The sequence below is a fragment of the Shewanella marina JCM 15074 genome (genome assembly GCF_000614975.1).
In the GTDB taxonomy this organism is placed as follows: Bacteria; Pseudomonadota; Gammaproteobacteria; order Enterobacterales; family Shewanellaceae; genus Shewanella; species Shewanella marina.
On record NZ_BALM01000043.1, the window covers coordinates 1 to 19269 of the forward strand.

The 19269-nt window shown below is 40.9% G+C and carries 19 protein-coding genes and 1 pseudogene; 14 read left to right on the forward strand and 6 right to left on the reverse strand.

Features of this window, described 5'->3' with window-relative positions; translation table 11 throughout:
- Nucleotides 1–386: 386 nt before the first annotated feature.
- A complete protein-coding gene (locus JCM15074_RS19395) occupies nt 387–1793 on the forward strand; it encodes a multiheme c-type cytochrome (RefSeq protein WP_025823529.1) in 1407 nt (468 codons plus the stop codon).
- A 68-nt stretch (nt 1794–1861) separates the two neighbouring features.
- Here the strand turns inward: JCM15074_RS19395 and JCM15074_RS19400 are convergent, their stop codons facing one another.
- Nucleotides 1862–2431 carry an outer membrane beta-barrel protein gene (locus JCM15074_RS19400; protein ID WP_025823531.1) on the reverse strand — a complete coding sequence of 190 codons (570 nt, stop codon included), beginning with the start codon at nt 2429–2431 and terminating at the stop codon, nt 1862–1864.
- A 304-nt stretch (nt 2432–2735) separates the two neighbouring features.
- On the opposite strand from JCM15074_RS19400, the gene JCM15074_RS19405 reads away from it, so the two are divergent.
- The 4 genes from JCM15074_RS19405 (at nt 2736) to JCM15074_RS19420 (ending at nt 5453) form a co-directional block, all read left to right on the forward strand.
- Complete coding sequence (locus JCM15074_RS19405; RefSeq protein WP_025823533.1) at nt 2736–3494, forward strand: 5'-methylthioadenosine/adenosylhomocysteine nucleosidase; 759 nt, start codon at nt 2736–2738, stop codon at nt 3492–3494.
- 74 nt (nt 3495–3568) lie between these two features.
- The gene (locus tag JCM15074_RS19410) at nt 3569–4120 is read left to right on the forward strand and encodes a GNAT family N-acetyltransferase (protein WP_148300848.1); all 552 of its coding nucleotides are present in this window, start codon (nt 3569–3571) and stop codon (nt 4118–4120) included.
- Nucleotides 4121–4241: 121 nt separating this feature from the next.
- On the forward strand, nt 4242–4826 hold the full coding sequence (locus JCM15074_RS25445) for a type II secretion system protein (protein WP_025823537.1): 585 nt from the start codon (nt 4242–4244) through the stop codon (nt 4824–4826).
- 156 nt (nt 4827–4982) lie between these two features.
- Nucleotides 4983–5453 carry an outer membrane lipoprotein gene (locus tag JCM15074_RS19420; RefSeq protein ID WP_025823539.1) on the forward strand — a complete coding sequence of 157 codons (471 nt, stop codon included), beginning with the start codon at nt 4983–4985 and terminating at the stop codon, nt 5451–5453.
- 89 nt (nt 5454–5542) lie between these two features.
- On the opposite strand, the gene JCM15074_RS19425 is transcribed toward JCM15074_RS19420, so the two are convergent.
- Together JCM15074_RS19425 and JCM15074_RS19430 are read right to left on the reverse strand one after the other, a co-directional pair.
- Nucleotides 5543–6754 carry an acetyl-CoA C-acetyltransferase gene (locus JCM15074_RS19425; RefSeq protein WP_025823541.1) on the reverse strand — a complete coding sequence of 404 codons (1212 nt, stop codon included), beginning with the start codon at nt 6752–6754 and terminating at the stop codon, nt 5543–5545.
- A gap of 32 nt (nt 6755–6786) precedes the next feature.
- Nucleotides 6787–7524, reverse strand: a complete 738-nt coding sequence (locus JCM15074_RS19430; RefSeq protein ID WP_199899837.1) for a beta-ketoacyl-ACP reductase — start codon at nt 7522–7524, stop codon at nt 6787–6789.
- Nucleotides 7525–7745: 221 nt separating this feature from the next.
- Here JCM15074_RS19430 and JCM15074_RS25170 point away from each other — a divergent pair, with 221 nt between their 5' ends.
- The 6 genes and pseudogenes from JCM15074_RS25170 (at nt 7746) to JCM15074_RS19455 (ending at nt 13165) form a co-directional block, all read left to right on the forward strand.
- Nucleotides 7746–7967 carry a helix-turn-helix domain-containing protein gene (locus JCM15074_RS25170; protein ID WP_234400294.1) on the forward strand — a complete coding sequence of 74 codons (222 nt, stop codon included), beginning with the start codon at nt 7746–7748 and terminating at the stop codon, nt 7965–7967.
- 76 nt (nt 7968–8043) lie between these two features.
- Entirely contained in the window at nt 8044–8700 is a 657-nt protein-coding gene (locus tag JCM15074_RS23165) for a substrate binding domain-containing protein (RefSeq protein WP_234400295.1), read from the forward strand.
- A gap of 178 nt (nt 8701–8878) precedes the next feature.
- A pseudogene (locus tag JCM15074_RS23170) lies at nt 8879–10455 on the forward strand (acyl CoA:acetate/3-ketoacid CoA transferase).
- Between the two features lie 25 nt (nt 10456–10480).
- Nucleotides 10481–10915 (forward strand): MaoC family dehydratase, encoded by a 435-nt coding sequence (locus JCM15074_RS19445; RefSeq protein ID WP_025823543.1) that lies wholly within the window; start codon nt 10481–10483, stop codon nt 10913–10915.
- Between the two features lie 13 nt (nt 10916–10928).
- Nucleotides 10929–12131, forward strand: a complete 1203-nt coding sequence (fabV, locus tag JCM15074_RS19450) for an enoyl-ACP reductase FabV (protein WP_025823544.1) — start codon at nt 10929–10931, stop codon at nt 12129–12131.
- 98 nt (nt 12132–12229) lie between these two features.
- On the forward strand, nt 12230–13165 hold the full coding sequence (locus tag JCM15074_RS19455; RefSeq protein WP_025823545.1) for an alpha/beta hydrolase: 936 nt from the start codon (nt 12230–12232) through the stop codon (nt 13163–13165).
- 43 nt (nt 13166–13208) lie between these two features.
- Here the strand turns inward: JCM15074_RS19455 and cyaB are convergent, their stop codons facing one another.
- The 3 genes from cyaB to phaZ all read right to left on the reverse strand — a co-directional run bounded on the left by cyaB (nt 13209) and on the right by phaZ (nt 16365).
- A complete protein-coding gene (cyaB, locus tag JCM15074_RS19460; RefSeq protein WP_025823546.1) occupies nt 13209–13766 on the reverse strand; it encodes a class IV adenylate cyclase in 558 nt (185 codons plus the stop codon).
- A 139-nt stretch (nt 13767–13905) separates the two neighbouring features.
- Complete coding sequence (locus JCM15074_RS19465; protein ID WP_025823547.1) at nt 13906–15462, reverse strand: alpha/beta fold hydrolase; 1557 nt, start codon at nt 15460–15462, stop codon at nt 13906–13908.
- A gap of 15 nt (nt 15463–15477) precedes the next feature.
- Nucleotides 15478–16365 (reverse strand): intracellular short-chain-length polyhydroxyalkanoate depolymerase, encoded by an 888-nt coding sequence (gene phaZ, locus JCM15074_RS19470; protein ID WP_025823549.1) that lies wholly within the window; start codon nt 16363–16365, stop codon nt 15478–15480.
- 194 nt (nt 16366–16559) lie between these two features.
- Between phaZ and JCM15074_RS25175 the strand changes: the two genes are divergently transcribed.
- From JCM15074_RS25175 to JCM15074_RS19480, 3 genes are read left to right on the forward strand one after another with little or no spacing between them, the layout of a single operon-like run.
- A complete protein-coding gene (locus JCM15074_RS25175; protein ID WP_051536967.1) occupies nt 16560–16796 on the forward strand; it encodes a hypothetical protein in 237 nt (78 codons plus the stop codon).
- Nucleotides 16763–17671 (forward strand): alpha/beta hydrolase family protein, encoded by a 909-nt coding sequence (locus tag JCM15074_RS23175; RefSeq protein ID WP_444544584.1) that lies wholly within the window; start codon nt 16763–16765, stop codon nt 17669–17671. Before JCM15074_RS25175 ends, JCM15074_RS23175 begins: the two co-directional genes overlap by 34 nt.
- Nucleotides 17672–17704: 33 nt before the next feature.
- Nucleotides 17705–19033, forward strand: a complete 1329-nt coding sequence (locus tag JCM15074_RS19480; RefSeq protein WP_025823551.1) for a hypothetical protein — start codon at nt 17705–17707, stop codon at nt 19031–19033.
- Nucleotides 19034–19269: the final 236 nt, after the last annotated feature.

The following is a 19269-nucleotide window of genomic DNA, read 5'->3' on the forward strand; positions in this document are numbered from 1 at the left end:
TCTAAGGTAATGGCATTTATTGAGTCTTAATTTTATATATTCCAAATATTAGATTATTATAAATTATATAAAAATATATCAACATTATCTTTATAATAAGAATGCGCTGTTTCACTTTGTGTTGTTTGTGACTTTTATTTTTAGTTGTGATTATTTTATTTAAAAATACAGTGGATTTTGTTTGTTTTTGAATGTTAATTTTTGATCGAGATCGTAATTAATAACTCTAGTTGTTATTTACTTTAAAAGTGATGTGCATCAATTACTGATAGGCATTTATAATATAGGGAATCGATATATTTATTAATCAAATCAATACATATCGATACACCTGTAACTTTACTTATGTTGTTTTGTTTACTGAGCAATATCTCGGATCTTAATTAATGAAAAAGAAACTATTAGTTTTAGTGCTTGCGGCTGCTTTTCCTTTATTTGGCCAAGCCAATCCCATTGGTGATTATGCGCCATCAAATTTAAGTATGGCGGGCGATAAAACGCCAGATCTGAAGCAATGGCGTGATGCTAACTCTTGTAAAGGCTGTCATCCTCGTCAGTGGAATGGTTGGCAAGGCTCGATGCACTCAATTGCTTTTATTGATCCAGTGTTTCAGGCTGAATGGGCAATGGGCGAGACTGAAACTAAAGGCGTGACCAAAAACCTTTGTGGGGGTTGTCATACTGCGATTGGTACCGTAACCCAAACCGTTGAATTTAAGTCTGAGTCTGGCAAGTTTGGTGGTTTCACTACGCAAGCTGTTGCCCTACAAGGTGTGTCGTGTGAAGTGTGCCATAGCGTAGTGGATACCAATATGGAACATACTGCTAATGGTGAGCATGGTAACGCATCATTAGTATTAGCTAACGACGGTGTTAAGCGTGGTCCTTATGATGATGCTAAGCCACGTGGTCATAAAGCAACATATTCAGATCTGCATACTAAGTCAGAGTTTTGTGCTAACTGCCATAACGTATTTAACCCGGTTCATGACAACTTTGCGCTAGAACACACTTATGATGAGTGGAAGAAGTCTCCATACGCTGAGCAAGAGATCCAGTGTCAAGATTGCCATATGGTGCCTGTAGAAGTGGCTGTTCGTGTTGCTGATGAAATGAAACCTGCTGATAAACTAGAAAATCACGGTTTAGGTGGCCCAGCTGCTCGCGGTGGTGTTAAGCGTGCATTAGTGCATGATCATGGTTTCGTAGGCGGTAATGCGGTGATTGCACCGTTATTAGGTGTGACCAATGGCGAAGCGCATGCAGAAGAAGCGCGTAAGCGTTTAAAAACCGCTGCGAGCCTAGATGTGAAGGTTGCAGGTACGCAGGCAAACCCAGTACTTGAAGTGACGGTACATAACCGTCGTGCAGGTCATAATTTACCGACGAGTTTGACCTTTATTCGTCAAATTTGGTTAGAAGTCATTATTCGTGATACCGCGGGTAAAGAGATTTTACGTTCAGGTTCATTAACGGCTGAAAATGCGTTGCCAGACGGCACTGTGGTATTCCAAGATACCGCGGTAGATATTCATGGTAAGCCTGAGCATAAGCCTTGGAAAGTGGCTAAATTCTCTAACCAGAATACCATTCCACCAAAGAGCCATAAGACAGTACTGTATCCGTTCCAATTGCCTGCTGGCGTGAGTGAATATACGGTTGAAACCAAGCTGCATTATCGTTCATTTGACCAAAGTGTTGCTGACTTACTGTTAGAAGACAAAGTGACCGTACCATCAGTTGAAATGGCGGCTGCGACTCAAACCTATCAAGGTTTAACCTTACAGAAGTAATGCTTGGGTTAATTTGAGATAAGAAAACAGGACTCAATTGAGTCCTGTTTTTGTTGGCGAGATACAGTTTAAAACTGGCTATCAAAGTACCAACTAAAGCCAATGCTGATTAGGTGGTGATCAGCATAACCAATGCTTTCTTTACCCAATGTATCGGTATATTGATATTCAAGTTGGGTACTAAATTCTGGGTCAAATTGATAACGTAAACCCACACCAGCGAGTGGTGAGAAACCGGTATCATCGCCAACGCGCAATCCTTGGCTATTGCCATCCCAAGCACTGCCACCCAGTTTTACAAATGGGATATAGTCGCCCATCGGGTATTCAAATCGTGCCGCCATGGTAAGTTGTTGAAAACGGCCGCTAATAATTCCATCGGCATAAGTAGCGCTAGCTTTACCTAAATATTGGTAACCCACTTCACCGCTGACGTATTGATTAAATTGATAACCCAAGTGAGCACCGACCGCCCAACGATCATTGCTGACTTCTGCATCAGTTTCACCCGCGCGGCTATAGTGGCCTGAACCAGCATCTATGCCGGCATACCATGTTTGTGAGTTGGACGGTGCAGCCAATACTGCTGGAGAGATAAATAGTGTCGCAATAAGTGTGTTTCGTGTTGATAGCAACATGAAGCCCCCAATGGTTATTAATCAATGTGTATTAATTTATGCGGTGATTATTTTTCAGTATGTGCCAATAAAAACGTTACAGGTTATAACATATATTCAACATGTATCAAACAAATGTATGATGGGGTAATAGTGTTAACTTATTTGCTGAATGATCACCTTCTTAATCAAGTTGGTATTATTATTTAGTTATCACTAATGAATGTGATCTAGGTTGGTTTGATTAGGACAATCAGTATTCAAGGCGAGGTTTTATGGTTATTATCGCGCTCCCTACAGTGATTAAAATGATTACACATCTATTATGTCTTTATCTAAAACTTTATTAGCTGCAGGCTTAGCTTGCACTGCATTTTTAACTCAAGCGGCTCCTATCGCAATCGTTGGTGCGATGGATGCTGAAATTGAAAACTTATTGCCGCACATTAATGATAAGAAAACCGTAGTCATTGGTCAGCATATTTACTATCAAGGTCAAATTGGTGATCATGAAGTGGTGGTGACTCGCAGTGGCGTGGGTAAGGTTAATGCCGCGGTAACTACCACGGTGCTTATTCGTGAATTTAAAGCTGATAAGCTAATTTTTACAGGTATTGCTGGCGCCGCTGCAGCGAAATTAGAGCCAACTGATGTAGTGGTCTCTACGGCATTAGTACAGCATGACGTTGATTTAACCGTTTTTGGTAATGCCCCCGGATTAATGGATGGTTTTACTGATCGTCTATTTTATGCTGACAAAGAGCTGCAAGCGATTGCAATGCAAGCGGCAACTCAGGTGGTCGGAGCGAATAAGGCGCATGCAGGCATTATTGCTACGGGTGATCAGTTTATTGCAGATAAGCAGCAAGTCGCACGTATCTCAAAAGAATTTGATGCTATGGCGGTGGAGATGGAAGGTGGCGCTGTTGCCCAAGTCGCCTTTATGTATAAGATTCCATTAGTGGTGATCCGCACCATTTCTGATAAAGCTGATGGTTCCGCGCATATGGATTATCCAAAGTTAAAACAGGTGACAGCAGATAACTCAGTGGCAATCACTTTAGCCATGTTGGAAAAATTATAAAATTACAATGGGGTCTAGCGCCCCATTTATTTTGAAATATTAGTTCTTGGAATATGGGATTTAGGGGATGATATATGGCGCTAGATAGCGTGAACTACAGTTTATATTTAGCAACCGATAAGCAACCTATTGAGCAAGTCTATCTACAAACTTTTTCAGATGCAGAAAGCGAAGCAGAAGGTTTGGTGATAGCTAAATTAGTGACTGAGCTGTTAGAGACTACCGCAGTAGATGAGCTATTCACTTTTGTTGCGACTCAAAATGGTCAAGTGATTGCTTGTATTATGTTTTCTAAATTGACCTTTGAGCAGCCTATTAATGCTTGGTTATTGTCACCTGTTGCGGTATTGACTCAGTATCAGCGCAAGGGCATTGGCCAACAATTATTAACATTTGGTTTGCAGTATTTAGCAGAACAAAAAACAGAGTTAGTGTTTACTTATGGTGATCCTAATTATTACTGCAAAGTGGGTTTTAATTGTGTAAGTGAGACTGTCGTTAAGGCTCCTATGCCATTAAGTTTCCCTGAGGGGTGGCTAGGGTTGTCGTTGGTGAGTGAACATGTGCCTGCGATTAGTGGTTTTTCATCTTGTGTCGCAGCATTTAACAAGCCAGAAATCTGGTGATTTTATGTCAGTACTTAGTTGCAATTGATCATTACCGGGGTAGCTAAAGTGGTGAATATTCAAGCTTAGGCTTATTTGCGATACTAGTTCGATAGTTGATTAAGATTTAGGTGGAGTGAAAATGGAATTTCACAAAAATAATCATGGTTTTACGCTAATTGAATTAGTGGTGGTGATTATTATTTTAGGGGTACTTGCCGTGGTTGCAGCCCCTAAATTTATCGATGTGAGTAAAGATGCTAAAATCGCAGTATTACATGGGCTTCATGGTTCAATTCAATCAGCAACTCAGCTTGCAACCGCTAAAATAGCAATTATAGCCAGTAGCCAATATCCTGATATATATAATGATAGTTCACAGCTCGTTGATATGGGCAACGGTGTGGGGAGTATTAGGTTTGTATATGGTCGATTTCGAGCGGCTAGTGATGGCATTATCCGCGCAATAGACGCTTCATTATATTACTCTTTGCAAGCCGATAGTCATACGGTTTGTGAGCCGCAAGGTCATGATTTTTGCGCTTTTTATATTAATGTTTTCAACAACCGAATTCACAATATTGTATTTTTACAACAAGGGATTAAAGCGTCTGACAATTGTTATATTCGGTGGTATCAAGATACCGATACATCTGGTCAAATTGTTAATGGTCAAACACCAGAACAAGCCCTTAATTCGGATATTAATGTGAGTGGATGTAAGTAATTACTCACTACATACATATAGTCGATGTGTAAAATTAGATTAACCTTTGCTTAAACATGTTTCATGTTCACCTGTTTTCAAACACTAAGCCCCTATAATTACAGCATTAAAATTGATGCTTAAGTGCCGCACTGTCGGTAACTTGTTGGAGGCAGTGTGAAAAAAACATTATTAGGTGCATTAGTTGCTGTTAGCGTATTAGGTTTATCTGGCTGTGCGACCAATCCCTACGGTAACTCATATGGGGTAAGTGATGCCCAGCAGATGCAAACGGTATTGACGGGGACTATCGTTAAGTTAAATGCTGTGACCCTACAAGGTAATAGTGGTAATACCTTAGGTACATTGGCTGGTGGCGCGATTGGAGCGCTTTTAGGCTCTGAAGTCGGCGGTGGCACGGGGTCTGAAATTGCTGCTATTGGCGGCGGTGTATTAGGCAGCGCTATGGGCAGTAAGGCTGGCCAAGCGATAGATACGCGTCAAGGCGTTAACATTGTCATTAAGCTAAGCAATGGCCAAACTGTGGCGATTGTACAACAGGTTAATCCGCATATGATGTTCCAAGTGGGTGAGCAAGTTGATATTTATCAATTGGGTTCAACCACGCGAGTTGTGCCTGCTAACTAGATAGCACGATAAAAAATACCCGTTAAGTATTGGGCTTAACGGGTAAAGTAGTCACTCACTTTTATTATTATGGGAGTTGGATTATCTGGTTAATTGTCACAGCGTTTGATGATGATAGCTGTACCCATACCACCACCAATACACAGTGATGCCACGCCATATTCAAGTTGCTGTTTATTCATTTCATATAGCAGGGTGGCTAATACGCGACCGCCAGATGCACCCAGTGGATGGCCGAGTGCAATTGCACCACCATTAACGTTAGTTTTATCATCAAACCAAGTCAATGGTAGGTCGTGCTCTTCACTTAGACCATGCATTACACCAATAGCTTGTGCTGCAAAAGCTTCATTTAACTCAAGCAGTTGCATATCTTTCAGCTCAAGTTGAGCTTGTTGTAATGCTTGTTTGATTGCTGGAACGGGACCCAGTCCCATTACTGATGGGTCTACACCACCTTGACCACAACTGACAATTTCAGCCAATGGTGTTAGGCCATGTTCAGCGACTGCTTGCTCTGAGGCTAAAATGAAAGCGACTGCACCATCGTTAATACCTGAAGCATTACCCGCTGTGACTGTACCGTCTTTTTTAAATGCTGGGCGCAGTTTTGCCAATGACTCTGCAGTCGTATCTTGACGAGGGTATTCATCATTAGCAAAAGTTATTGTGCCTTTTCGCTGCACAACTTCTAGCGGCGCAATTTCATCAATAAATTTGCCAGCTTCAATGGCGTTGCAAGCGCGCATTTGGCTGCGAGCTGCAAAGGCATCTTGTTGTTCACGGCTAATCTGGTATTGCTCTGCAATGTTTTCAGCAGTAATACCCATATGGTATTGGTTAAATACATCGGTTAAACCATCTTTGATGATGCTGTCTTCAATTTGCTGGCTTCCCATTTTGTGACCAAAACGGTTATTGGCACTCATCATAAATGGCGCTTGTGACATGTTTTCAATGCCCGCCGCGACCATAATATCTGCCATACCCGCTTTGATTTTAGTGAAAGACTCAATCACGGTTTTCATACCGCTGCCACAAATCATATTAAGTGTGTAAGCCGGAGTTGTTGCTGGAATACCCGCATTTAGCGCTGCTTGACGACCTGGCCCCATACCTTGGCCAGCGCTTAACACGTTACCGACAATCACTTCTTCAACCAAGCTTGGATCTAACTGCGCTTGAGCTAAGGCGGCTTTTATTACGTGGCTACCAAGCTGTGGTGCAGGTACACTTGTTAGCGTGCCACCAAAGCTGCCTAGTGGGGTACGTTTTGCAGCAACAATATAAACTTTTTTCATGGTCTTTCCTTAACTGTCATTTTATTTGCTGCTTAAATCACTAAGCCACCGTCTACTTTTAGCGTTTGGCCAGTGACAAAGCTTGAGTAATCACTAGCAAGGAATAGCACGCCATTGGCAATATCTTCAGGTTTACCCATACGACCTAGCGGTGTTTTACTGGTCATGTAATCTAAGACTTTTTGCGGTAAGTCTTTAGTCATTGGGGTTTCAATAAAGCCCGGTGCAACGCAGTTAGCACGAATTTGTGCGCCTTTACGAGAAAACTCTTTTGCCCAGCCTTTAGTCATGGCAATCACGCCGCCTTTAGTGGCTGCATAGTTACTTTGGCCAATATTGCCGTCAGTGCCAACGACAGATGACATGGTGATGATTGAGCCTTGGTTGTTGTCTAACATTAATGGCACAATCGCTTGAGTCATGTTGAATACGCCTTTTAGATTGACGTTCATTACCATGTCCCAATCCTGTTCACTCATGCGATCTAATAAGTTATCGCGGGTGATACCGGCATTGTTCACTAACACATCAACACGGCCGTGTTTAGCTTTAACGGTTTCAATAAAATGGCTGATTGCTTCACGATCACAAACATTCAGCTGTGTTGCTTCAATGTTATCGTAGTCATCGGCAAATTCAGCCATTGGCTCAATATTCATGTCACAGGCATACACCAAAGTTGCGCCTTGTTTTGCAAAAGTCTCAGCGATACAACGACCGATACCTTGGGCTCCACCTGTCACAATACAAACTTTATTGGTTAACATCATAGGATTTAGACCTTCTGCGTAAGTGATTAATTAACTACTAATTTGTAGCTTGATGGCTTCATTCTATTGTCTTGAATGGCTGTTGTTTATAGACATCGCTGCAAAACAAAATTGAGTAATTGGGATAGTCACAGATATTAAAAATAATCCGTTTGAGCATGTGATCTAAGTGGCTAATCCGCCAAATGGAGGTCGTTTATTGTTGCTTTTAGGTTTATAAGATGTTTACGGTTGTTGAAATGGTAAATAGCATGATCGATAAAGTCGTTTATTTTCTATATGTGGTACGCACAGGTTCGTTTAGCGATGCTGCGCGGCAATACGGGATTTCTGCATCGGCAGGAAGTCGCTGGATTATTGAGTTAGAAGAGAAGATGGGGGTGAGTTTACTCAAACGCTCTACTCGTAAAGTGGTGCCAACAAGCAGGGGAAAGACTATTTGAGCGGTTTAACCATATTCATACTGAAATAGATGATATTTTTACTGAGATCCAAAATTTCAGTCAAAGTGATCGCGGTGTGATCCGCATTGCCAGTACGCCATTATTTGCCAAATATTTTTTAAGTCGCATTATTGGTGAATATCTATCTGTGCATCCCAATGTCTCGTTTCAAATTACTGAAACGGCCTTTGATGTCGACCATGTCGAAGCGGTGGATTTTGCCATTAAAGCATCTGCGGTATATGACGGTTTTTTAGAGAAAGACTGCTTATTGGTGAAGCGGCCTATTTTAAAATATCCCCTTATGGCTTGCTGTTCGCCTAAGTATGTAGAAAACCATTCAATGCCATTTGAGCCTGCAGACCTGCTGAGTCATAACTGCTTATTTGCTTCAACCTTAGTCGGCGGCAATAAATGGGTGTTTGAACGCCAAGGTGAGATGGAGACTTTTGAGATTTCGGCTACCGTAGAAGTGGAAGACAGTGAGTTTATCCGTACTGTTGCCATAGAAGGTGGTGGCATTGCTTATTTACCTGTAGATCTGATTAAAGGTGACCTTGATGCCGGTCGATTAGTGCCTGTGTTAACCGATCATATGAACAGTGATTTTGAGTTCAGCTTGTATTACCGTCCACGTAAACAGATGCCATCTCGCTGCGTTAATTTTAAAGATTACTTATTGCGTCGAGTGCAAGAGATTGCCGAAGAAGTTCGCTATAACCAATCATTCTAACCTCATGTTTATATTGGCCTAATTTAGATTTATCTAGTTGGGCCACTATGTTCTTCACCAATTAAACTACTATCCCATAAATGCAATTGAGTTTGTATTTTATACCTATTTTTAACTTTTTCTCTGTCGCCTACACTTGCCTTAAGTAAGATATTTTATGGCGCTGAAGGAAAATTATATGCAAGTACAAGTGTTAAGTGCCAAGCAGGCCGCGGCTTTAATTGGTGATGAAGACAAGGTTATTTTAGGTGGCTTTATTGGCGCAGTGGTACCAGAAGCGGTTGAGCGTGCTATCGGTGAGCGTTTTTTAGAGACTGGCCATCCGGCTAATTTAGAGCTTTATTTCTCTGCGGGCCAAGGTGATGGTAAAACTAAAGCCAATAACCATCTGGCCCATCCTGGTATGGTAAAAATGGCATTAGGTGGTCATTGGGGGTTAATTCCACGCTTGCAGCACTTAGCGAATAACGAACAAATTGCAGGTTATAATTTTCCTCAAGGCGTGATTGCGCAACTTTTTCGTGATTCAGCTGCTGGTAAACCGGGTACCTTTCTCACGTCGGTTTAGGGACTTTTGTTGATCCACGAGTCGAGGGCGGAAAAATCAATAAAAGTACCACTCAAGATCGCGTCTCTGTGCTTGAAATTAAAGGTAAAGAGTATCTCTTTTATGATCGCCTCGATGCCAATGTGGCATTGCTGCGTGGTACGACTGCTGACGAAAGTGGCAATATCACCATGGAAGATGAATGCCTATTTTGCGAAAACCTAGCTGCGGCACAGTTAGTGACGAATATGGGCGGCACTGTGATCGTGCAAGTTAAACGTATGGTTAAAAATGGTGAGCTCGATCCGCAGCAAGTGCGTATTCCGGGGATCTTTGTTAATGCAGTGGTGATCGCTGAAACGGAAGAAGATCATATGCAAACCTTTGCCGAGGTGATGAATCATGAATATTGCGGCCGTGGCCAACAACAGCAAACAAAAAAAACGAGTAGAGTATTAGATGCCAAGAAGATTATTGCTAGACGTGCTGCTTTAGAACTGACTCAAGGTGCGGTGTTAAATTATGGCATCGGTGCGCCAGAAGTGATTGCCGAAGTGACAGATGAAGAGGGCGTTACTGAATTAGTTAAAGCTACGGTAGAACCTGGTGCAATTGGCGGCACGCCTGCTGGTGGTTTAAGTTTTGGTGCAACGGCATTCCCTGAAGCGATCATTACTCAAGATCAAATGTTTGATTTTTATGATGGTGGCGGTATTGATCAAGCTTTCTTAGGTTTGGCTGAATGCGATCAAAAAGGCGATCTTAACGTATCAAAGTTTGGGCCTAAAATCGCAGGTTGTGGCGGCTTTATCAATATTACTCAAAATGCGAAACAGGTATTTTTCTGTGGCACATTTACTGCCGGGAAATTACAAATTAGCAGTGGTGATGGTCAATTAACTATTATTGAAGATGGCCATATTCGTAAGTTTATTAATCAAGTACAGCAAATCACTTTCTCATCAGATACCGCTCGGGCTAACCATAAACCAGTGCTTTATATCACTGAACGTGCGGTATTTAGGTTAGTCGATGCAGGCCTTGAGTTAATTGAAATTGCACCGGGTATTGATTTAGCGCGTGATGTGCTGGATCAGATGGAGTTTATGCCATTGATCAGCGATCAGTTAAAGATGATGGATGAGCGTATATTCATTGATAAACCGATGGGATTAACGCTTGCACACTCAACTGAACGGGCAGCATAAAATAGCCATTAACAGGACATAGAAGATGAACAGTTATCCCATTTCAACGTTAACTATCGGTCAAACTGATTATTATCAGAAAACCATTACTGCTGAAGATATTGAAAGCTTTAGCCGTATTAGTGGCGATAATAATCCTCTACACCTTGATGATGCTGCAGCAATTCAGGCTCGTTTTAAAGGACGACTAGCACATGGCGTGTTAGTTGCGGGATTGACTTCCAAAGTATTAGGTACGCAATTGCCGGGGGTAGGGACTATCTATTTAGGCCAACAACTCAAGTTTGTTAAGCCAGTTTATGTGGGTGATACCATTCGCGCCGTGGTGACGGTCGCGGAAATCAATGTAGATAAAAATATCGTTAAGTTAACCACCCAAAGTTTTAATCAAGATCAACAGTTGGTGATTGAGGGCGTTGCAACCGTAATGCCACCCAAGATAGCCGTAGTAAATATTTAGTAAGGATAAATCCATGATTATCGAACCCATTATTAGTGGTGTAGTGGCGCGTAGTGCACACCCAATCGGCTGTCAGCAAAGTGTGCTTAATCAAATTAATTATGTACAACAAGCTAAACCGATTACAGCAACAGGCCCTAAAAAAGTGCTTATTTTAGGGGCGTCATCAGGCTTTGGATTAGCATCAAGGATTGCACTTGCATTTGGCGGCGCACAGGCTGACACCATTGGCGTATCATTTGAACGTGGCCCATCTGATAAAGGTGTTGGTACTGCGGGTTGGTATAACAATATCTATTTTAAGCAACAAGCCGAAAAAGCGGGCTTAATTGCTAAAAACTTTGTTGGCGATGCTTTTTCTCCAGCCTTGCGAGAGCAGGTGGTTGACTATATAAATCGTGAATTTGGTGGCAAAGTGGATCTGGTGATCTATAGCCTTGCGACTGGAGTAAGACCGGATCCACAAACCAATGAGCTATGGCGCTCAGTGATCAAAACCACAGGTGAACCATTTACGGGTCATATGGTGAGTTTAGAAACTGATGAATTTATGCCAATGACGCTGGAAACGGCAACCAACGATGAGATAGAAGCCACGGTTAAAGTGATGGGGGGCGAGGATTGGCAGAGTTGGATTAATGTGTTGGCTAAAGCCGATGTGTTAGCGCAAGGCTGTAAAACGTTTGCCTATTCTTATATTGGCCCTGAGCAAACATATCCTATTTATCATTACGGTACTTTAGGTCGTGCGAAAGCGCATTTGCATCAAACAGCACAGCAGCTTGATCAGCAATTAACAGAGATTGGTGGTAGTGCTCACGTGGCGGTATGCAAAGCGTTGGTGACTAAAGCATCGGTATTTATTCCAACGTTTTCACCATATATTTTAGCGCTATATAAAGTCATGAAAGCCAAAGGAACCCATGAAGGCTGCATTGAGCAAATGCAACGTTTATACGCTGATAAAGTGTATAACGTGAACCAAGTAGAAGTGGATGCCAATGGCTTAATCCGTGTCGATGACTGGGAACTTGCAGCAGATGTGCAAGCCGAGGTGCGTCAACTTATGGCACAAATGGATGCCAGCAATTATGCGCAGATTGGTGATTATCAAGGCTATAAGACTGAATTTATGCAACTTAATGGTTTTGAGCTGGTAGGCGTTGATTATCAACAAGATATTGATATTAATGAGCTGGCTAAGCTACAACCATAACCGATTAACTTTATCTCCCGTTGTGATTTAGTTGTTTTATTTTACCCTAACTTAGTTAGGGTATTTTTTGATAAATACAGTTAAAAGAGAGGCGTTCCATGCGAGCAGTGAGTCCTAAGTTAGTGCCATGGTTAGCTAATTTTAATCAGCAAATGGAGCAATTATTAGCTTCAGGTTTTAAGGCCACCGCCACTAATGCACGTGAAGGCTTAGCGAATCTGACGAAAGGATTAGTGACTGATATTCCTGCTATTGCTCAGGTGCAAGATGAAGTGGTTGCAGGTGGTGAATATGCGGTTCCTGTACGTATTTATCATCCCGCGCCAGAGCAAGCTTTACCTGTGATGATCTATTATCATGGTGGGGGTCATATGGCAGGTAGCGTGACGGTATATGATCCAATTTGTCGTAAACTCGCTAATGCAACTCAATATATCGTAGTAAGTGTTGACTATCGCTTAGCACCTGAGTGTGCTTACCCCGCAGGCGTTAATGATGCTTATCATGTTGCTAAAAATGTGTGGTCAGCACTTGATATGCGCCAACTTAATTATCAGCGCCGTTTAGTGGTTGCCGGTGATTCTGGTGGTGGAGCGTTAGTGGCTAGCGTGACTGAACGAGCACAGTTTGATGCAAGTTTAATCATTGAAAAACAAGTGATGATCTACCCAAGTTTAGATTACACCATGAGCACCAATGGTATTACGGATAATGCGACTGGTTATTTACTACAAACTGCAAAAATAGGGTGGTATTTCGATAATTACTTCCAACATGCTGAAAATCGTTATTTAGCTTCGCCATTGTTTGGTCAATTCACCGCCAAATTACCAACAACATTGATGATCACCGCTGAGTTTTGTCCTCTACGTGATGAGGGCATTATCTATTGCGATAAAGCTCAAAGTGCTGGCGTTGAGGTTGAACACTTACATTTTGATGACATGATCCATACCTTTATTAATATGGAAGACTTGGTTAAAGAAGAGTGTCAGCAGGTTTACGCTGCTATTGCCGATTTTTTGAATAAATAGCCGTTATTAATGTGTATAAAAAGCTGGCCTTGTGTCAGCTTTTTTAGTCAGCATAAGCATATTGGGTTAATAACGTACGATAAGATTGATGTTCTAAATCTTCACTGCTTAAATTAAATCGTTTGGCGAGTTGGATTAATTCACGTTTATAGTGGGCTAACAGTGATTGGTCATCAGTCATAATCGCGAACTCTGCAAAGTCCCCGATTCCATCAAGTTGATCTAGGGTGATATGAAATTGACCCACAAAGAAAATACTTCTTATTTTACGCGCACTTAAAAATACCTTATAGCCCATTGTTGCTAACATATCTTTGGCTATTTGAACGTCATCAATATTGGTTGCTTGGCAACAGTCAACTTCAGGTCCTTTGACTATCCAGAGCTTTATTGCTGAGGGTTGCATTTCTCGAATAATAAGACTTTTATGTTGTAATTTTAGTGTTTGCTCTGGAGTGTCAAAGTACTCATCTAGCTCAATATTATCTTGTAACATGGCCTCATGTGGGATAGTCGCCAGAATCTGTAAGAATTCATCTTTAGATTGTAATCTGAATTTTAATTCGACTTCATACTTACCTTTAAAATGGTCATTATTCATTGCTGGGATCCATATCTGAAATTGACCATCATATACTTTTATTTTGCTCAAGAATGTGAAGTTTCAACGTAAATATAGGGATAAAAAAAGCGCCTTGCGGCGCTTTGAACATCAACAACAAAGAACTTGTTTTGCAAGATTAAGACTTACGGTTGCCTAACCACTGCCAACCTTGCTCAGTCTTACGAACTTTACTTTCTGGCTTAAATGGCACTTTCATTAAGCCTAAATCCACCATACCTTCAATAAAATACTCACCTGGTGTTGCTTTATCTTGCTCAAACTTTACCAGTGATACTTTATAATCTTTTACATTCTTCATTTGGCTATAAAGTACGGCTAAGAAACTGTTTTTATCAAAACCATTTTCCATAAAGTCGTTAGCATAATAATTGGCAATAGCGGTTTTATCCTGCTTTAACAGATCCTTTTTAAAGGCATCAAAGAAGACCTGCACTTCTTCAGGAGGCGTGATGAGTGGAGCTTTATATTTTTTGACATTATCAGCATTGGCTAAGCGTTTATCTGCCAAGTAATTGATCACATCTTGGTTAAATTGAGTGGGAATATCAGTGTGAATAAAATGGCCTGCATCAGGATAAACTTTAACGGTTGGTGCATTACCGTTTGCTGCGAGAGCATCGTAAACTGGTTTAATCACATCCCATTTTAAATTTTGCTTACCACTGAAAATCGTGGTTGGGATGAAGGGTTCTTTAGCACCATAAGTGATTAAAATGGGAGCTTCAATTTGCGCGATACGTTTAACTAAACTGTTTGGGTCATCAATACGGACTTCTTCGCCCATAGAGTAAACATCACGAATATAAGTTTGGGTCCAAGCTGCAAACTCTTCAGGACTTGCATCAATCATATATTGGCGCGTATGGGTAATGTAGTCGGTTACCGGCGTTTCAACTAAGAAGTAACCGGCTGGTGAATCCATAATGGTACCCGTTTTTGGGTTTTTAGCTTTAAAGTAGTTAAATAACTCAATATCTTGTGCTGTTTTTGCTTGCTCAGTTTTAAGCATGCCGCCCCAGATTTTACTCCATGCTTCATATGAGTCAGCCTGTGCTTCACCAAAGAAAGGAATATTCGCGACCGTCGTTGGAAATTCCTCAATACCACCGGGCGCTTCTAAGACAATTTTATCAACCATGCTTGGGTATTTTAATGCATAACCTAATACCCATTGGCCGCCCATCGAGTGACCTAAGAAGTGAGCTTTTTGTAATTTCAGTTGATTCGCTAATAGATCGTGTATCGCATCTCGCGTGTCATCTAAAGAGCGAGTCACTGGATTATTTAAGTTACCTGGAATTGACTTACCATAATTAGGTAAGTCGGGTGCAATCACTCGGTAGCCTTGGATGAGTAGATCTTTCATGATCTCTGCATAGTAACCTGCGTGCATCCCTTTACCGTGAATAAGTACCACGGTAGTAGGATTAGGTTCAGTGCCACGATATTCATCCATATAAGCGATTTGCCAGTTGATACCTTTAGCATCTTGGGTATTGGCATATTTCACTGGAAATGGATAGCCAACACAGTCTGACCAGAAACTGGTTTGGCAGTTTTGTTCAACGTTGATCGCTTGCATGTCAGTGACAGGGTATTGGGTAGTCGAACATCCGGCTAATAATCCAAATAACGAGAGTGACACTAAACTAAGTTTGAGTGATTGCTTCATTGGTATTATCCCTAATTACGAATGGAGAAAAGTTAATACTTGTTGTGCTAACTGTTCAGGTTGATCAATAAATAGTGAGTGTCCAGAATCTGGATAGGTATATATTTCAACTGATTTATTGAGTGTGAGTAATAAATCTTGAGTTTTTCTGGCATTAATTAATGGGATAACTAAATCATCTTCACCATGCAATATTAATACAGGTGCTTCAATATTGTTAATTAAGTTACTACCTTTAATTATACCATTATGTGTGTCAGTAATATTAAAGTAAGATAATGCATAATAAATATCGTTAATATTAACTTGAGTTAGTACATCTTCAAGCAATGCAGGATATTCAGTTTCATTAGGCTTCTTGTGGTTATAAACAGCCATATCCCAAACCGCTTGAATAAATGCTGTGTTTTGTTCGCTAAAAGCATTGATAACAGGGGCTAGCATAGGATCTTCTGCTATCGCTTGCTTACTGGTAAGATACTCGCCTTGGCCTGCATTACCTTTGAGTGGATACCCTGTGGTAGCAACACTACTGATAAGCATGAGTTTAGTCACATTATCTTTATAATCAATGGCATGTTGCATTGCGATACCGCCACCCATAGACCACCCTGCAATAGCATAATGATTGATATTTAGCTGCTTTAATAGTTCGTTTAAGTCATTTGAAAGCTCAGTTAAACTATTGATTGAACGAAGATAACTGGATTGGCCAAAACCACGCATATCAGGTGCTATCACGCGGATATTGTCTGGTAATGATTGGATGAAATTGATTAAGTGAAATGATGAAGTCATATTGCCATGCAATAATACTAATACCTCACCCGCACCGGAGTCACGGTAAAAGATAGACTCTCCATTGCTTAAGATCACTTTTTTATTATTAATTAGTTGCCCCATAATGCTATTCCTAATATTTTCTAATCGAAATCATGATAGCGATAATTCGCAGCTTGAAATGTTATATTACGCGCTGATTTGAACGATGAGTATCCCGAAAATTCAAAATTGAATCCCATAAATGTGACAAGCATAAATGAATAAACATGATTAATATAAATCCCAACTTATAAATAAAAGATAAGGTTCAGCAAATGGGTAATATAATATTATCATTAGTGTTAGCTTTATTTAGTTTATTCTATTTTTCTAAAGTAAATGCCGTTGAATGTAATAACCATAACGGTTTTATTTGTGATGATAATGCATTTCAATTTGATGCTTCATTTACTCAAGCTGAGCAATATCCTTATGGTGCTTTGGTGGTGGCAATTGCACTGCAACTAAAACGCCGATTATTTTTTTACATGGAAACGGTGATAATGCATTGAGCTGGGCGATTAAGCCGCATATCAATAGTGAACATTATCCATTGGCACCCGCTTCGGTCTATCACAGCTTTAAGCAAGCGAATTACAATGATTGTGAGTTATTTGGACTGACTTATTTATCTACTCAGCAGCAAAGCTCCCCACAATATAATTATCACGACACGAATAAGCAGCAAATGCTAGCGCGCTTTATTAATGATGTATTGGCATACACGGGGAAATCGCAGGTCAATATTGTCAGTCATTCGCTCGGTGTTTCTTTGGCGCTTTCCAGTTTAACTAAGCATCAGCAATGGTCTAAAGTTGAGCGTTTTGTGGCTGTTTCAGGTGCACTACGTGGTTTATCCTCTTGCCTTTATATGGGTTATGCCAATGCGCTTGCCCCGACTTGTGGCTCGCAGCATATATCCGATCAATACACTTTTGGTTTTTATCCTGATAGCGGTGCTATTTCACCTTTATGGGGACAAAACAAATGGACTGGCAGCAAAACGCCATTAAGCATGCGTAATATGCCGAAGCAACAGCTAGGTACTCGTTTTTATACCGTATCGGCAGGTCTACATGATCAAATCCATTGCACTAGCACTCAAGGACGTGGCCAGTGTAGTGCGTCACCTTTATTCAATCAAAACAGCAATGTTTATAGCCAGCTTAATCTCGGCAGTGGCAGTTTAGCCGCCGAGTTAGATTTCGATTTTAGTGACTTAAGTCCTTATAACCTCTCCGGCGGGGATTTGGATGGTATCGGGCATTTTAATAGCAAGATAAATAGTGGTGTCGTTTTGCTACAAATGCTCAGCAGTAATTGTCAGGGAATTGCTTGTGCTAGCAGCTATCCATATGGACCCGCTGTCGTCGCATCAAACCCGTAAGGAATAATTAAAATTAGAGTGATGGAGAAAACAATGAATACCAATAAAAATCTAAGTTTGTCAGCACTAGCTTTAGCTTGTTCAATGGGGATGATGGCGACATCAGCACAAGCCGTTACCGTTGATTTTGCAGATGTCGGTAAAATTGAAATGAAAGCCGATGCATTTGTGAAGGGCTACCATCTAGATAATGGTCCAGGTAACTTTGGGCCTGATGAGTCTAAAAAAGGGGCACAATCACAAGTTCGCTTGACGATGAATATGTATAACGATTCAGGTTGGGCCATTAAAACTCGCCTATTGGGTTTCTATGATTGGGCGGGTGACCGTCGTCATTCGGGTGGTTCAGGTACCGATTATGATAACGGCATCAATAATGACTCAATTTCGTTAGATGAAGCCTATTTAGAATATACCGGCATTGATTCATGGTTATTCCGTGTTGGTCGTCAAGAAGCTAACTGGGGTTATAACTTTAATATTGCCGATGATCGTCGTGATCGTATCTTAGCAATGAAAACGCTGATGCTAGATACTGGTTATGTAGGCTTAATTGGTATTTATGATTTACGTTTTGCAGAAGATCATTCAACGAATGGTTTAGCACCAGTTTCTACTGGCGATCTCAGCATGTATACCATTGCTGCAGTGGGTAACTATAGTGGCTTAGATTGGGGCGTATTGTGGGCATACTTTGATGGCAAACCTGCACCGGATTTCCCGAATGAAGTGTCTAATCCATATTACACCGATTATTTCCATAATATCTCACCATACTTTGGTAAGACCATGGGTGATTTCTCAGTAAAAGGTGCGGCTAACATTATTTTATCTGATGCCAATAAAGATAATGCCATTTATTTCTGGGGTAATAATAGCTGGTCAGCATTCCTAGAAGCAGGTTATCAATTTACACCTGAGTTCCAATTACAAGCGCAAGTCGCGGCGATTGGCGATGGTGGTTTAGTTGGCCGTGGTTGGGACAGTTACTCTATGTTGATCAACAGTTCATCACGTAACGAAATTAACCCTGTACGTACTGAGTTCTTTGGTGGTTTTGGTGACTTCAACGGTAACGGTGGTCAAGATGGTTTGCTATATGGCTTACGTGCCAACTGGAATGCCAGCGAACAGTTAAAAGTGACCTTTGCCGTGGGGCGTATGGATATGGATAACTACAATGCTAATTTGAGTTCTGTATTACCTGACACTTTCCGTGATAACACCAAAGGTACCTTCTACGATATCAAAGCACTTTATGAATTCAGTAAAGGTAACAGTATTGAAGTACGCGCAGGTCATGCTGATGAAGATATTGATGATACTGCAATCTTAACGACGTTAAGAGTCAGCTTCGGTTAATTGCCTAAGCTTAGTATAAGTCGACAAGAAGTCGCACTCTATATAAGTATGATATAAGTAAGCGTGATGTGCCCAGTAGTGAGCTACTGGGCATTTTTATTGGTAAATAGAAGTAATAGATTGATAGCACGTGGGTTATATTTAGTGCGTTGTTGTTTTTATCAGCATTAAATGCTGTTAAATCAGGCATTACGTTGTATTTGTCAGCAGTTGATCCAATATTACTTAAATAAAGC